The 16032-nt window shown below is 33.0% G+C and carries 10 protein-coding genes; 1 reads left to right on the top strand and 9 read right to left on the bottom strand.

All coding sequences use genetic code 11. The features are described 5' to 3' along the window. Positions 1–393 precede the first annotated feature (393 nt). Together BSF42_RS21845 and BSF42_RS21830 are read right to left on the bottom strand one after the other, a co-directional pair. Positions 394–1272, bottom strand: a complete 879-nt coding sequence (locus tag BSF42_RS21845) for a hypothetical protein (RefSeq protein ID WP_095955219.1) — start codon at positions 1270–1272, stop codon at positions 394–396. A gap of 879 nt (positions 1273–2151) precedes the next feature. Then, entirely contained in the window at positions 2152–2538 is a 387-nt protein-coding gene (locus BSF42_RS21830; protein WP_095955216.1) for a hypothetical protein, read from the bottom strand. A gap of 5 nt (positions 2539–2543) precedes the next feature. Between BSF42_RS21830 and BSF42_RS21825 the strand changes: the two genes are divergently transcribed. Further along, entirely contained in the window at positions 2544–2900 is a 357-nt protein-coding gene (locus tag BSF42_RS21825; RefSeq protein ID WP_253251135.1) for a phage holin family protein, read from the top strand. Positions 2901–2978: 78 nt separating this feature from the next. Here BSF42_RS21825 and BSF42_RS21820 read toward each other — a convergent pair whose 3' ends face one another. The 7 genes from BSF42_RS21820 to BSF42_RS21790 form a co-directional block, all read right to left on the bottom strand. After that, positions 2979–4982, bottom strand: a complete 2004-nt coding sequence (locus tag BSF42_RS21820; RefSeq protein ID WP_095955221.1) for a thioredoxin family protein — start codon at positions 4980–4982, stop codon at positions 2979–2981. Between the two features lie 128 nt (positions 4983–5110). Beyond that, positions 5111–5257, bottom strand: a complete 147-nt coding sequence (locus tag BSF42_RS21815; RefSeq protein WP_095955214.1) for a pyridoxamine 5'-phosphate oxidase — start codon at positions 5255–5257, stop codon at positions 5111–5113. Between the two features lie 52 nt (positions 5258–5309). Beyond that, entirely contained in the window at positions 5310–8099 is a 2790-nt protein-coding gene (locus BSF42_RS21810; protein ID WP_095955213.1) for a pitrilysin family protein, read from the bottom strand. A 154-nt stretch (positions 8100–8253) separates the two neighbouring features. Further along, complete coding sequence (locus BSF42_RS21805) at positions 8254–9393, bottom strand: TlpA disulfide reductase family protein (protein WP_172426741.1); 1140 nt, start codon at positions 9391–9393, stop codon at positions 8254–8256. 148 nt (positions 9394–9541) lie between these two features. Continuing rightward, entirely contained in the window at positions 9542–10744 is a 1203-nt protein-coding gene (locus BSF42_RS21800; protein WP_095955211.1) for a TlpA disulfide reductase family protein, read from the bottom strand. A gap of 66 nt (positions 10745–10810) precedes the next feature. After that, positions 10811–12217 carry a RagB/SusD family nutrient uptake outer membrane protein gene (locus tag BSF42_RS21795; protein ID WP_095955210.1) on the bottom strand — a complete coding sequence of 469 codons (1407 nt, stop codon included), beginning with the start codon at positions 12215–12217 and terminating at the stop codon, positions 10811–10813. A gap of 18 nt (positions 12218–12235) precedes the next feature. After that, positions 12236–15820: a SusC/RagA family TonB-linked outer membrane protein gene (locus tag BSF42_RS21790; protein WP_095955209.1), complete on the bottom strand. Its 3585-nt coding sequence runs from the start codon at positions 15818–15820 to the stop codon at positions 12236–12238. Between the last annotated feature and the right edge of the window lie 212 nt (positions 15821–16032).

Genomic DNA, 16032 nt, shown 5'->3' with positions numbered 1-16032 from the left:
CAAAATGGTCGACTAAAAAATCAGGAAGCATAAATTTTAAAAGCTCTATAGGATCCATCTTAAATTCTTATAGCGCAAATCTCTTATTTTATTTTGACATTTCCTCCCCAAGATTTGTTCTTGATCCTTAATATATGGCTACGATCTGGAAGATTAAAAACCAAAAAAATATTTTGACTCTTTCATTAATAAAAAAAAAACAAATTAATTTATTAGTTAATTATATTGGTTTGTTTATTGATAAATAACCACTAAAGACAATTCCCTCAAAACTTTCACCTTCTTTATCATAATATCTGATATTCACCAAACTACCTTTTTTACCATTTATATATATATAATCAGAAGAATCTGATATCAATTCAATTCTCCCTCGCCTAGGGATTACGGTAATTAAAAAATATTTCTTCCCAAAATATTGCCACCATCTAAATTACTGTACAATTCTAATCCTTTTGGAGCTGTAACAAATCTATCTCCTTCTTCACGAGGATCAGAAACTTGTATGCTTTCAATTTCTTTGAGATTTATATATTTTTTACCCTCAGTCAGCGAAATTTTTGCAAAATATTTTAAAACACTACCAACTTTAACAACTTTTATATCTCTTAAATATCTAAAAGGAATACTGGATGAAATTGTTTTATAATTATTTGTATTTGTCACTTCATAAACTTTTAAGGAATCTTGACCTGCATAAACCTCATCATTAACAATTTTAGTATCATATAATGACTTAGGTATTTTTTCAATAGGAAAATCAACTTTGCTTAGTAAAATATCCATTGATAAAAGATCATACATATATCCGTTTGATGGATTTTCAGTTCTTTTAAAGTAATTACTTATTTTTTTACCATCAAAAGACATATAGCTAAACTTATAATTCTTTCTATAAAACTCAAGACGTTCTTCATATTTAATGGGATAATCAGAAATAGTATGAACTGCAAAAGTATCAGTAATATAAGCATTAGCATCCATTAAATTTTCTTTGTTAATATGATAACCAGTTCTTTCATAGCTTGAAGTCCCGTCTCCATCATAGCTTTCACTAAAAAAAACTTTTTCTACCCTTTTTAACTGATTTCCATCGTAAAACAAATTCAGAGTATCTGTTTTATATTTTAATACAAAGCTTTCTTTTTTTGTGTAAGGCTCAAAATATTCTCCCTTTTCTAATTCTTTATTGTTGTTTTTTTCTATTACTTTAGATTCTTTTTTTTGACAGGAGAACAAAAGAATTGTTATTAATAAAATTAATTTTTTCATTGATTTTATATTTCTATCCTCATTTTTTTAGTTAAAGTATCCAAATTAGCGATTTGATTACTAGAGTTTTTCTTTCACAAACATTACGCTATTTTATAGAAAAGTTTTACTCATCACTCATTTCAGGAAGACATTCTATCTTTTCTTTATTTAAATCAATTTCAATAATTTTTTCATTTACCAAATCGAATTTTACAGCTTTTAAAATTTTATCATATTTTCCAGCTGAATTTTCTTTATCAATAACAACTGCAAAACATGAATTTCCTTCTTTTGTATTGTATGCGTAGCTGACAATTTTTCCTTCTCCTAAATATAATTATAGTCACCTAATTCAGAATATTTTTCAAGTCTTTTCAAATCTTTACATTTCCATTTATCTTTTTCAACTCTCCTAAAAAGAGCAATACATAAGTAACCACTGTTTTTTTGAAGTGAAAAAACATAATTAGATAAACGAATAATGTCCTTATCATCTTCATATTGATCTGGCAAATAATCTTTCAATCTTTGATATGATATATCTCCATCTAAAGCTGAATCAATAATAAATTCATTATAATTTTTATTGAAAATAAATTTCCCAATATTGTAATTGACTTGTACACCAGAAAAATCATAATCCTTTTCACCATATAATTATTGATTACAAACTTTTTAGATTCATTTTTATGAATGCTATTTTGATTTGAAGATCTAATTTTGCTAACCTTTGGTTGTTCCTGTTTCTGATTACACGAGACTAATACAAAAGCAAGTATTAACACTAAATTTCTCATTTATATTTTATACGAAAATACATTATTAAATCAAATTTTGTACTTATTTAAAAGATTAAAACAATTAAAATAATTTCACTTACTAATACAAATTTGAATTTTAATCTTCCACAAAATCAAATATACTTTCATTAATTGCTGGATCACCAACAATAATAAATTTTGAATCTATGATTTCGTTATTTTTGTTCATTATGAATATCACCGCAAATTGTTCTGTCTCGCTCAAACAAAGTAGAAGTAACTTATCTTTATTTGAAACTTTTCCTAAAACATTAAAACCTTTTCCCTCTTTAATATAGTGATCCACTGATTCATTAAAAAAATTATATACTTCTTCAGAATGACTTTTGGAAAACAAAATATTCTTTATTTCTTTCACATCAAAAAAGGTAGTATTTGAAGGAGTAAATTCATCCAATTCTAAATATGATTTAAGATTAACATTACCACTAATTGGAGCTGTTTTTTTTATAGTATAGTCCAATGATAATGGATACTTTTTTGGGGGTTATTAAAACTATAGTATTAAACAATCGTTTTACTTTCAAAAAATTAGCGGTAGGTTTTGTTTCAAAGCTAGCTGTCTTATTAATTCCAACTGCTTTGGCCTTAATGAGCAAAGGACTTAATTACAACTTTAATTGGTTTGTAACAGCAGTGATGAATTTACTAATTGTAAGCGACGGAATCTCGATAATCAGCAATATTATAGCAATCAAAACAAAAAAAGAAGTAGAAAACTTTGATGCCATAACACTTATTCTCAACTCTATAAGAAGTCGTTTGATCCAGCTCTTTAAAAAATTATTGTTAGCCATTGATCCTAAATATCATATGGAAAAATAGAATTAATTAAACACAAATTATCCGTTTGAAAAAAAGCTCCAAAAATCAAATTTTGGAGCTTCTTTTATAGCAATAATATTATTTTTTAAATTTCTGAATCCCGCTTTGAAGCCAAGCGTAATATTCTTCAATATCAGGATTATAAGCCGATGGCTCAGCCAAACTTTCACTATTATGATCTACAATTACATAAAACGGCTGTGCATTTGCCTTGTAAGTCTTGATTTGTAAATCGCTCCATTTGTTGCCGATTGTTTTAATTTTTTTTCCTGTGGTTTCGGAAACATATTGCTCATTTTCCGGCAGTTCTTTTTTGTCGTCCACATACAAGGAAATCAAAACGACATCGTTATTCAGAATTCCCAGCACTTTCGGATCTGACCAAACCAATTCTTCCATTTTTCTACAGTTTACACAAGCATATCCGGTAAAATCTAGCAAAACTGGTTTTCCCGCTTTTTTGGCAAATTCCATTCCTTTATCATAATCATGGAATGTGATTATATTCTGCGGTCCATGCTCTGCTCCTTCTGGCAGTGAGCCTGTTATTTTTAATTCGGAATTACCCAAAACCCCTAGTCCGTTTGGAGATTCGCTGTACTGCATCGGCGGTGGAAATCCGCTGATTAACTTTAATGGCGCGCCCCAGAGTCCGGGAATTAGATAAATTGTAAAACTTAGAACGATTAATCCGAAACCTAATCTTCCAACTGAAATATGATTTAGCGGCGAATCATGAGGTAAAGTAATTTTTCCAAATAAATAAAAAGCTAACATTCCAAAAACGGCAATCCAAATCGCAAGAAAAACTTCTCTTTCTAACCAATGTAACTGCAGTACTAAATCGGCATTGGATAAAAATTTAAAAGCAAGAGCCAATTCCAAAAATCCCAAAACTACTTTCACTGTATTCAACCATCCGCCCGATTTTGGCAGCGCATTTAACCAGCCTGGAAATGCTGCAAATAATGAAAACGGTAACGCAATTGCGATAGAGAAACCTAACATCCCAACAATTGGGGCAATTCCGCCTTTTGAAGCTGCTTCAACTAATAATGTTCCAACAATCGGACCCGTGCATGAAAATGATACAATTGCTAAAGCCAAAGCCATAAAGAAAATTCCAATCAGCCCTCCTCTATCGGCCTGCGAATCGACTTTATTCGCTAATGCATTTGGAAGCATAATTTCGAAAGCTCCTAAAAATGAACAGGCAAAAACAACCAATAAAATAAAGAAAATCAAGTTGAACCATACATTTGTTGAAAGCGCATTTAAAGAATCGGCACCAAAAATTGCCGTTACAATTGAACCTAATAAAACATAAATAATTACGATTGAAATTCCGTAAATCAGGGCGTTTCTAATTCCGGCTGCTTTCGTTTTACTTTGTTTGGTAAAATAACTTACCGTCATGGGAATCATCGGAAAAACACAAGGCGTTAATAAGGCCGCAAAACCAGATAAAAAAGCAATAATAAAAATATTTAACAAACCTCTTGATTCATTTTTCTTTTGAGAATCAACTAGTACTTTTGGAGTTTTTTCTTCTGCCTTTACAATCGTTTTTTCTTCTTTAATTACTGAATCTTCTTTTACAACTGTACTTTCTGCAACAGTTAATTTATTGTCTTTCGGAATTTTAAAGGATAATTCTTCTGATGTTGGCGGTAAACAATTGCTGTCATCGCAAACCATAAATTCAACTTCGCCTGCAACATTCGAAATTTGATCTGAAGTAAATTTGATCTTCTGCGTAAACAGTGCTTTATCTTCAAAATATTTAATTTTCATGTCGAAGATTTTGTCTACTACTTCATGCCCTTTTTCTTCTGTTGTTTTTCCGATAAGCTGAAAATTTTTATTGGTATTTTTGAAAGTGAAAGCAGTTCTCGAAGGCCCGCCTTCTTCAATATATTGTCCGTATAAATGCCAGCCGGATTGTATAACCGCCTGAGCTTTTAAAACATATTCTTTGTCTGCTATTTTTTCTACTGATGTTGACCACTTTACAGGATTGTACATTTGTGCAGACATACTTCCTGAAAGAAATAACAGTAATGTAATTAGGATATTTTTCATCGTTTTTGGTTTCGGATTAAAAAAAAGAGCTGTTGGCAGACAGCTCTTTTGGTCTTTCATAGAAAATGGCTTACTAATTCAGATTCTAAAATGAAGTAATGAAAGACGACTATTAAAAATTGTTGGTTTTAGTTTTCAGTCGCAGTCGCAGTCGCAGTCGCAGTCGCAGTCGCAGTCGCAGTCGCAGTCGCAGTCGCAGTCGCAGTCGCAGTCGCAGTCGCAGTCGCAGTCGCAGTCGCAGTCGCAGTCGCAGTCGCAGAGTATAACTTTGTCAAAGTTTAAAACTTTGACAAAGTTGGCTTCCTAGCTGAGACTGAATACTGAAAACTATTTCAACGGTGCTCCATTTTGATCTAGAGAGCCAGATTTTACAACAATCATTTTATCCAATTGAATGTATTTCTTAATCGCATCATTTACCTGCTGTAAAGTTGCTTTTTCGATATCTTTTGGATATTGGTCAATGTAATTTGGTTCTAAACCTCTTTCTATAAAACTCAAAATGGTTCTCGCCATTCCGCTTGTAGTTGACATTCCCACTTTAAAACTTCCGATTAAATTGGTTTTCTTGTTCTCTAATTCGGCAGCCGTAATTCCTTCTTTTACCCATTTATCCACCTGAACCATTGTAGCGTCTAGACCTTTTTGAAATAATCCCGGATTGAAAGATGCATTTACAAACCAATAACCGCCTGTTTCTATATTACCGCCTAAACCAGATGAAATACTATAGGTTAAACCGTCATTATCACGAACAGTCTGCATTAAACGTCCAGCGAAACCAGCTCCTAAAGTATAATTTCCAATAAAAAACGGAATATAATCGGCGTCGGCTCTTTTTAAGCCTGTAAACTGACCGATGTATAATTCTGCACTTGGTTTTTCTGGAATCGTAATTACTTCTGTTTTTGCACCAGATTTTGAAGCTTCTTCAAATTTTAGTTTTTCTGTAACACCGCCATTCCAGTTTTTAAATGATTTTTTTAATGAAGCATTTAAGTTCGCTCCATCGGTATCTCCTACAATTACCAGACGCATTGATGCTGTTCCAAAATATTTTTTGTGGAAAGCTTTAACCTCATCTAATGCTGCATTTTTAATATTGGCAATATTATCTTCAACACTTAAACTGTAATTTGGATTTGTTTTTGGATAAATAGCCTGAGACAACGCAATATCTCCCCTTTCCCCAGGATCATTTAAACTCTGCTGCGTGTTTCCAATAAACTGCTGTTTTAAATTTTCAAATTCTTTTACATCAAACAACGGATTTCTCAATTCTTCTGCCAATAAAGCAATTACCTGATCTAGATCTTTTTTCAAACATTTGAATCCAATATTTATTTTGAAAGTTGAAGCATTAACATTTAAAGAAACGCCTAATTTCTGCAGTTTTTCTGAAAATTTAAATTTGTCGTTTAGCGTTGTTCCTTTGGATAACATTGACGCTGTTAAAGCCGGAATAACATCGTTTTTAGTTTCGCTTGCATAATTTCCGAGCGAAATACTCGCAGCAACGGTAACAAAATCTTTTGCTGAAGTTTTTACCGAAACAACATCAATTCCAGATACTTTTTCTCTTTTGAATGCTGATGCTGATTTTTCGATTAAACTTTCTGCAGAAGTTATTTCTTCTGATGTATTTTTTATTAAAGATGAACTAGCAGCGCTTTCTTCGTGACCCTGTTCATTTTCTGGATGTCTATAATAAAACGGACCATTTTGTTCGGTGAATTTAGTCGCATTTGCAGCAGTGGCATTTTGAGAACCAGATTGCTTCGGAATAAAATATCCTGTTGTACTTTGATCTTCTACCAAGTATTTCTGTGCAACGTGAAGCACATCTGCAGGAGTTACTTTTTTCAGTCTGTCAACACCCGTAATATAATCTGTCCAGTCGCCAGAAGCAATTGCTTCGTTTAATGCCGATGCAATTACCCCAGATCCATCTCTAGCTAAAATAGTCTGTGCACTAATTTTTGCCACAACTCTATTTACCTCATCCTGTGTTACACCTTCTTTTTGAATTTTAGCCACAACTTCGCTGATTTTTGCATCGATATCTTCATGTTTTGAAGTGACTGGAAAACCAACACTAATAGTAAAAAGTCCAACTTCTTTAAAATTAGTTGCGCGTGCGCTTGCGTAAATTCCTAAACGAGTGTCTACAAAAGTTTTACTCAAAATCGCCGAAGGTCCTGATCCAATAATTTGAGCCAAAATGTTCAGCGCCGGAAGATCTTCATTTAAAGCTCCCGGAATTTTGTACGCTTTGTTTACAACGCCAAGTTCACCCGGTTTTCTAACTATAATTTTACGTGCACCATATTGCTGAGGCTCTTCTGTATAAGGCTGAGGCATTTCTTTTGGCGCTTTTGTAATTTGGCCAAAATACTTTTCGATCAATTCAAAAACATTTTCTTTTTTGAAATCGCCAATAATAGTCAAAGTAGCGTTATCCGGCCAATAATAGGTATTGTAGAAATTTTTCAATACTTCGATTGGTGCTTTTTCAATATCAGATTTCCACCCAATTGTGGAATGATGATACGGATGCGCGATGTAAGCCGAAGCCCATATTTCTTTATCTAGTAACGCATTCGGGTTGTTTTCGCCTCTTTCAAATTCGTTACGAACAACCGTCATTTCTGCCTCTTTATCTTCTTTTGTCAAAAGAGAATTACGCATTCTGTCGGCTTCGATCTGAATTGCAAGTTCGATTTTATCGCTAGGCAGTGTTTCAAAATAATTTGTACGATCGTACCAAGTAGTTGCATTTAACTGTGCTCCCGTATTCTGGAGTACATCTGTAATTGTATTTCCATTTTTTTTGTTGAAAGTCGGAGTTCCTTTAAACATTAAATGTTCTAAAAGATGCGTAGATCCTGTGTTTCCCAAAACTTCATGTTTGGAACCTACACGATATACAATTTGTACAGTGGCAACAGGAGAAGCATTGTCCTGCAAAAGAAGTACATTCATACCGTTTGGCTGATATAAATATTCCTCTATCCCGCCTAACTCTTTTACTTTCTTAAAGTTAACCGATTTATTCTGCGCTGAAATCAGCGTACAGAATGCTAAGGAGCAATAGCCCAGAAAGATGTATTTTTTCATTTTTTTTAATTGAGATTTTTTTTTAGTTTTCAGTCGCTTTTTTAGTTTTCAGTCACAGTATTCAGTATTCAGTCTCAGTTTTGTTGAGACCGAAACTGAGACTGAATACTGAATACTGAGACTGAGACTGAGACTGAATACTGTGACTAAATAATTATGATTTACTAAAAATTTCTTTCAGTTTCGATTGAAGTTCAGCTTCTCTAAGATTTTTGGCTAAGATTTTACCGTCAGGTCCAATTAAATAGTTCGTTGGAACCATTTTTACACCGTATAAGATGGCAGCTTCGTTTTGCCATCCTTTTAAATCAGAAACGTGTGTCCAAGTTAATCCGTCTTTTTCAATTGCTTTTTCCCAAAGTTTCTTTTTATCATCTAATGAAACTCCCAAAACATCAAAACCTTTATCATGATACGTTTTGTAAGCCAAAACTACATTCGGATTTTCTTTTCGGCATGGACCGCACCAGCTTGCCCAGAAATCTACTAAAACATATTTCCCTTTATAATCAGACAGTTTAACCACTTTTCCGTTTACATCAGTCTGAGAAAATTCTGGAGCAGCAACGCCAACAGCTGTTTTCTCATTAAGATCGATTGATTCTTTTAACTGTTTTCCGTAAACTGATTTTTGTATTTCTGGAGATAAAACAACATAGTACGATTTTACTTGTTCTGGAGTTCCGTATGATACAATTCGGTCATTAATTACTAAAGCGGCAGCAACTTTATCTTTGTTTTTTTTGATAAATTTATCGGTTAAATCATCAGCCAGAGTTTGAAGATCTTTCCATTTTTTATCCATCATCGTTTGCTGTTCAGCAGTCAATTTTACTTTACCATTTTGTTGTAAAGAATCAGATAATTTATAAATTGGCCCAGCAATCTTTTGTATTTTTTTGAATTCGTTATCGTAGTACGACTTGTAAATATCGTTTTGCGCGGCGCCGCTGACTTTAGCCTTAAAAATAGAATCTTTTTTGGCTTCTACTTTTATTTCTTCATTATCTAAAAGAAAAAATGCACCATATTCTTCTCCTTTTAATTTAATGGTATATAATAATGGTTCTGAAACTTTTCCCGCAAAAGTAAAAGCTCCTTCTTTATTGATTTGGGCAGAATCTGCTATTTTTTTGTTTCCTTTTTCATCTGTATTTTCCAGATAAACAGTTCCTTTATCTAATCCGGCAATTGTACCGTTAATAATAAATCCTTCTTCTTTTTTTGAACAGGAAGAAAGCACGGCCATCAGCGCTAAGGCAGACAAACCAGATTTTAAGATTGTACTTTTCATGTTATAATTTTTGTTGTTATTTTTTATTTGAACACATAGAGACATAGATCTGCTTGCTTTAAAAAAGACGTTTCAATTATTAAAACAAACAGAGCCCTACTACTCAACGTATTTTTTTAATTTTTAATTCTCAATTTTTAATTTCAAATTAAGATTTCAATAATTCTTTTAATTTCGCTTCCAAATCTGCACCTCTTAAATTGTCGCCGATAATTACACCTTTACTATCAACTAAATACGTTGCTGGAATTGTTTTTACGTTAAATGATTTACTTACTTTGTTATCATCTAAAAGATTGTGCCACTGCATATTTTCCTGACCTAAAGCTTTTTGCCAAGCCTTTTCATCTTTATCAATTGAGATACTTAAAATTTCAAATCCTTTTTCTGCATATTCAGAATAAGCGGTTTTAAGATTTGGAATTTCCTTGCGGCAAGGCGCGCACCACGAAGCCCAGAAATCAATTAGAATGTATTTTTTTCCAGCCACAATATCTTTAGCTGTATACGCTTTTCCGGCTGCATCTTTCAAATTAAAATTAGCAACACTTGTCCCAATTAGCGATGTAGGATTCAAGTCTTTGTCAACCAATTGTCCGTAATAACTTTTTTTAGCCGTTTCTGAAAATTGCTCAAAAAGAGGTTTTTGGTCGGGCGTAAAATAACTGAATTGAGTTATCATAAAAAACGGTCCCCACCAAGTTGCTTTGTGTTTTGTTATAACATCTGTTGTACTTTTTTCTACTTTAGCAAAGAATGCTTTTTCATCTGCTTCAAATTTTTTCCATTCTGGAGTATTAGCAATAGAATCCATTACTTTTTTATTGCCGGTAGTTCTCGCCTTAGAATATAATTTTGCCAGTTCTTCAGTACCTTTATGATAAGCTTCGTAATCTTTGTTTAATTCTTCTTTAAAAGCAGTTTCCTTTTTAAAATAATCATTCGATTTAGATCCTGTAATAACTTCATTTTTAAAACTGATTCGTTCATCTTCCTGATTTGAAACTGATGCATCTGCTGTAACTTTTATTTTAGCATTTTCGGCTATTAAATTAATGTAGCCCTTGTTTTTTCCAAACACTAAATAAAAAAATCTCGGTTCATTTAATTTTCCTGTGAAAGCAAATTTGCCTTCCTTAACTGTTGTTTCTGCAACTGGTAATTCAGAAGAATGTGTTGCGCCAGGAACTAATTGTACAGTTGTTCCATCTTGAAGACCCGTAATATTTCCTTCAATAGAATAAGCCGTCGCCGCTGGAACTGCAGTTTTTTTCTTTTGAGCAGTACCGTTGTTTGAAATTAAAAACAAACAGATTGATAATGCTGCTATTTTATATTTAATTGCTTTCATTTTTTTGATTGATATTTAAAAAAAACTTCCTTTTCGGAGTTCCTAATCAGGAAGTTTTTTAATTCATTATTTAGCTACATTTTGTGTAATTGTTCCGTTTCCTGGGTTTTGTGTAGCACCTTGAGGAAATGGCATTGTCCATAAATGAGAATCTGATGCTAATGTGTAAGTATTCCCGTTTGCTGTTTTGGTAAAACTTACTTTATAAACACCCTCGGCATTTAAACGGCGTGCGTCTGCAAAAGCAATCAAGGTATTAGTAAGTTCATTACTTTTTGTTCTAAAAATAGCTCTCAATGCAGTGGCCTGATCTGTAGTAGATATATCTTGATAAGAAGCTGGCAGAATACGCGTTTTACGTACTGTATTTAAAACTCCCAGCGCCTCGCTAATTTTATTATCGCGAGCCAGACATTCTGCTTTAATCAAATACACTTCTACAGTTGTGATCCCTCCGAAGTTAAAAAAGCCAGACAAAGTTCTTCTGTAATACGTTTCGGCACCAACAGTGTAAATTTTCCAACGAGATATAAAACGTGCATCTCCAGCTTCAAATCGCTGTGCGCGTTCTACTGGAATACTATTTTCTGTCGATAAATTATTTGTAATACCGTGACGATAATTATAATTTTCTACATAATTAAATCCCATAGGAGAAGTTGTGGCAGTATAAGAATTCGGAACATCGATAACTGCTTTATTGGTATTGTAATATCCAATCCAATCAAACAATTTATTGTTTTCTGCTAATGCCAAATCTGCATATTTTAACGCTTCTGTATAATTATTCATTTGCAGATAAACTCTTGAATAAAATGCATAACCTGTGCCTAAATTTGGATGTAAAGCTGTCTGAGAAACTTTTGGCAAATAAGGCAGCGCTTCTTTAACATCATTCAAAATAAAATCGTACAATTCTTGAATTGTGACTTGTTTGCTTGGCGCATTAATATTTGCACTCGTAATTAAGGGAACTGATAATTTTGTTGAAGCTGTTGAAGCTACATAAGTATCTGCATAAAAATTAACCAGATTAAAGTAATTCATGGCACGCAGTACTTTTGCTTCTGCCCAAACTATTCTTTGTTCTGCTTCTGTTGCTTTAGTTGTACTTAATGCATTTTCGATAATTAAATTAAAAGTAGAAATTCCTTGATAGCTGGCATAATACGCCGTTTCATCTGAAACCTTCAATGCAATACGATCGGCATTTTCGTCCCACATATAATTGGCATTATACAATCTATTACTTGCTAGAGAGGCCACAGTTACATATTGGTCATTTAATAATTGTGAAGCGCCAGTAATATCAACTCTATGATTGGTGTATTCGTCACGTAAAAAAGCTTCATAATCTGCTAATGTTGTTGGTGATTTTGATCCTTTTGGAACATCGCTCAAATAATCTTCGCAAGAGACTAATGTTGCTCCTAAAGCTAATAAGCACGCTATCTTTTTATATATATTTTTCATCGTCTAGTCCTTTATAAATTAGAAATTAACATTTACACCTAAAACAAAACTTGGAGAAGTGAAACCGCCTAAAATAAACTTAGCATCTCTGCTCTTTGCAAAAGTGTAAACGTTTTCTGCGTTTAAGTTGAAACGTACGCCGTCTAGTTTTACTTTTTTAATAAGTGCACTTGGCATTTGGTACGCTAACGAAATGTTGCTTAGTCTCAAATTTGATGCATCCAAAATATTGATATCTGCATACGAATAAATTGTACGGGAATCTGAATTAAATTCTGGATCATATTCATAAACTGCTCTAGGGACATTTGTAAAAGCTTCGTCACCAGGCTGCATCCAACGATCTGCAATATGATTGTTTACAACTGTAATATCTGTTACATAACCTCCTGCAGCACCATTATAATTGTTGGCTAACATTGGAAGAAAACTATTTCTTACCTTATGTCCTAACTCATAAATGAAAAGAGCCGAAAGCGAGAAATTCTTATAATTAGCTGAAGTATGGAATGAACCACTGTGTGTAGGAACTGTTGAGCCATAATCATCAATCGCTTCCAATTGTCCTGGATTGTATTTTACCGCAGTTCCTGAAGCATCATAAACCTGAGGAATTCCTGTACTGCTTAATCCTGCCCATTTGTAACCATAAATAGAATTAAAGTTGGTACCTACTCTTGGAAAAGACTGTGCTTGATCCAACTGTAAGTAATAAACAGGTGCTTTTACATTTACATAATCGACATTGTTTTTGTTGTAAGCATATAAAACTGCTGCGTCCCAAGAGAATGAAGGTGTTTTAACAATTGTTCCTCTTAAACTAACTTCGATACCTTTGTTAGTCATTTCTCCGTTATTGATTTTATAGGTAGAATAGCCCCATCCTTCTGTTGGAATTCCTTGACTGCTTGCTAATAAATTTTCTCCTTTTTTGTTATAAAGATCTACAGTTCCTCCTAATCTGCTGTTGAAGAGTGAGAAATCTAAACCAACGTTGGTTGTAGTAGTTTTTTCCCAAGATAATTCTGGATTTGGTCTTGATCGAACTGTTCCCTGATTTCCTCCAACATTTGGATTAGAATTATAATAAGCTGTTAAATACGGTGCAGAATCTTTAGCAATATTTCCACCAATACCATAAGAAACACGAACTTTAAGCGCATCTACCCATGAAGCTGTAAAGAATGATTCTTTATCGATATTCCATCCTGCTCCAGCTGACCATGTAGGCTTATTTTGATATTCACTGTCTGTTCCCCAAAGATTCGAACGATCCCATCTTAAACTTCCAGATACTGAATACTTTTTATCATATGTATAACCTCCTGTTCCATAAAGAGAAACGTAACGATTTAATAATTCTTTTTCTAATGAAAATTCGTCTTGTATCATATATCCACTAAACACACTTCCGTAAACTTTAAGAAGATCTGACTGATTTATCGGCGTAAAACCTAAGGTCTGAGCATCATATCCGTAACGTGTATTAATATTAAATTGTAACTTACTGTGACGAATTTCCATACCTGCAATGGCAGAAAAATCATGCTTGTCAGCAAAAGTCTGATTGAAATTTAACTGCTGACGGAAATTATAAGCATTTGTAATCTGCTCTGTATTTTTTACAATATCTCCGTAAGGCAAATTATAAACTGCTCTGTTATTTGCAATTGTTACCATACCATTTACCTTACTTCTTACGTAATACGAGTCTTTATCAAATAACTGACTTTGGCGATCTGAACCAAATTCGTATTGAAACATAGCATTGTATGTAAAGGCATTACTGAATTTTATATTAACCTTGGCAAATGTTCTGTTTAAGAAATTTTTACTTTCAACTAAATTTCTTCCAAACTCGTCCATTGGCGTAATATTCATATCATAAAGACCATAATTTTTGATAGAATTTAGCGTAAAAGCATTGTAGCGAGATTCTGGCGTAGAAACAAAATTAGTTCCATCATTATTAACCAATTGATTATACGGCTGATATTTAAATCCAGGTCCCGAAGTAAAATTAGGATTTGAAGCAAAATAACTCTGCGTATCTCCTGTACCAAAATTGGTGTAAGATCCTAAATCTAAAGACAACCAGCTGTTAATTTGTGTTGAGTTTTTTAAGTTAAGACCAACTGTTTCGTTTTCAGAATAAATATCTTCAAGCTGATTGCTTTTGTATGTCAAAGAAGCATTAAAGCTATTTGTTTCTGTTGCTTTACCCAAACTAAGATTGTGCTGTAGAAAATACTGATCGCGTTTTGCATATCGTGCAATATCATCAAAATATTTGTAACCTTGAGAACCCAGTTGATCTAAACGACCATTCATTTCTGCCTGCGAAATATTGCCGGCATAACCGTTTAAAATAGTCTGCATTCCTAAACTTGTAAATACAGCATTATTTAGCATTGACTGTGCATAAGTACTTGCATTAGCCGTTTTTAAATTAGGATTTCCATCTGCCCATCCTCTTTCTAAACCAATAATATCTGCTGAATTTGTTAAGTTTCCTGTGTAATTTCTATAAGGCGTAACTGTTAAATTACTTGAAAAGGAAATAGTTGTATTTCCTGCTTTTGCTTTTTTAGTGGTAATAACCACAACTCCATTTGCTGCACGTGCACCATAGATCGAAGAAGCTGCGGCATCTTTTAAAACTGTAATAGTTTCAATATCTTCTAAATTCAGATTAGGTAAATTTTCTTCTATACTCGCATACGGAGTTAATTTTGTATTCTCTACCGGAAATCCATCAATTACATATAAAGGCGCACTTACACCTGTCATAGTAGTTGTACCACGAATTTTTCCATCTTGATATCCAACGATACGTCCTTCTAAAATTTTGTCTAAACTATTTAAACGCTGCTCTTGGAAATCCTTTGCTTTTAAACTAGAAAAAGATCCTGTTGCTTTTTCTGCACTAATGTCCTGATAACCTGTTTTTAAAACAAGTCCTTCTAATTCCAAAACATCTTCTTTCAAAACAACGTTGATAACGCTTCTTCCTTCAACTTTAATTTCTTGTCTTACATATCCTAAATAAGCAAATGCCAATGTAGTTTCACTGCTTACGGTAATTATCTGATATTCTCCATTAAAATCTGTTTGTACACCTCTTCCTGAACCGTTATCAGAAATTGCGGCACCAACTAAAGGCATTCCTTTTTCGTCTGTAACTCTACCTTTTACAATAAAATCTGCCTCGGCTTTCATTGTCTGCTTGCCTTCTGGCGCTTTTTTCGCCATAAGAACAATATGGTTTCCAGAAACTTTGTAATCAGTTCCCGTATTTCCAAAAATGGTATTTAATAGTGTTTCAATAGCAACATTACTTTCATTAATAGTAATGATCCTGTTTAAATCTACAGATCTAACATTGTAAACAAATCTATAGTTGGTCGTGTATTCTAGCTTTTCAATAGCTTTTGCAACAGTCATATTATTAGCGCTGAAAGAAATTTTAGCTTTTTGCGAATAACTGGTTCCGGCGTGCATTATTGTTAAGGCGGTGAATAAAAATAATGTGGTCAATTTCATCTTCAAATCAAATTTCAAAAAAGGCTTGTCGAACCTGATTCTGTTCAATAGTTTTTTCATACTTTTAAAATGTTTTTTTAATGTTGGTTGGTTAATTAACTGACCGCATTTACTCTACCGGGAAATGTTGGCGCATTTTCCGGTTTTTTTATAAATAACGATCCTTTTCATTTTTGGATTGCTGTTACATAGGCGCTTATATTTATTTTAAATTATTGATTTTAGATTGTTGATTTTAGATTATAAAGGATTTTTTTAATTTTTAATTTTTA

This window comes from Flavobacterium sp. ACN6 (assembly GCF_002304005.1).
Classification (GTDB): Bacteria; Bacteroidota; Bacteroidia; order Flavobacteriales; family Flavobacteriaceae; genus Flavobacterium.
Note: the sequence above shows the minus strand (reverse complement) of the source record. Positions and strands in the feature narration are given on the sequence as shown.

Bases quoted from the DNA above. Each gene is read 5' to 3' on its own strand.
- BSF42_RS21845 (WP_095955219.1), bottom strand. From the start codon at position 1,272: ATGAAAAAATTAATTTTATTAATAACAATTCTTTTGTTCTCCTGTCAA.
- BSF42_RS21825 (WP_253251135.1), top strand. From the start codon at position 2,544: ATGGATACTTTTTTGGGGGTTATTAAAACTATAGTATTAAACAATCGT.
- BSF42_RS21820 (WP_095955221.1), bottom strand. From the start codon at position 4,982: ATGAAAAATATCCTAATTACATTACTGTTATTTCTTTCAGGAAGTATG.
- BSF42_RS21810 (WP_095955213.1), bottom strand. From the start codon at position 8,099: ATGAAAAAATACATCTTTCTGGGCTATTGCTCCTTAGCATTCTGTACG.
- BSF42_RS21805 (WP_172426741.1), bottom strand. From the start codon at position 9,393: ATGAAAAGTACAATCTTAAAATCTGGTTTGTCTGCCTTAGCGCTGATG.
- BSF42_RS21800 (WP_095955211.1), bottom strand. From the start codon at position 10,744: ATGAAAGCAATTAAATATAAAATAGCAGCATTATCAATCTGTTTGTTT.
- BSF42_RS21795 (WP_095955210.1), bottom strand. From the start codon at position 12,217: ATGAAAAATATATATAAAAAGATAGCGTGCTTATTAGCTTTAGGAGCA.
- BSF42_RS21790 (WP_095955209.1), bottom strand. From the start codon at position 15,820: ATGAAAAAACTATTGAACAGAATCAGGTTCGACAAGCCTTTTTTGAAA.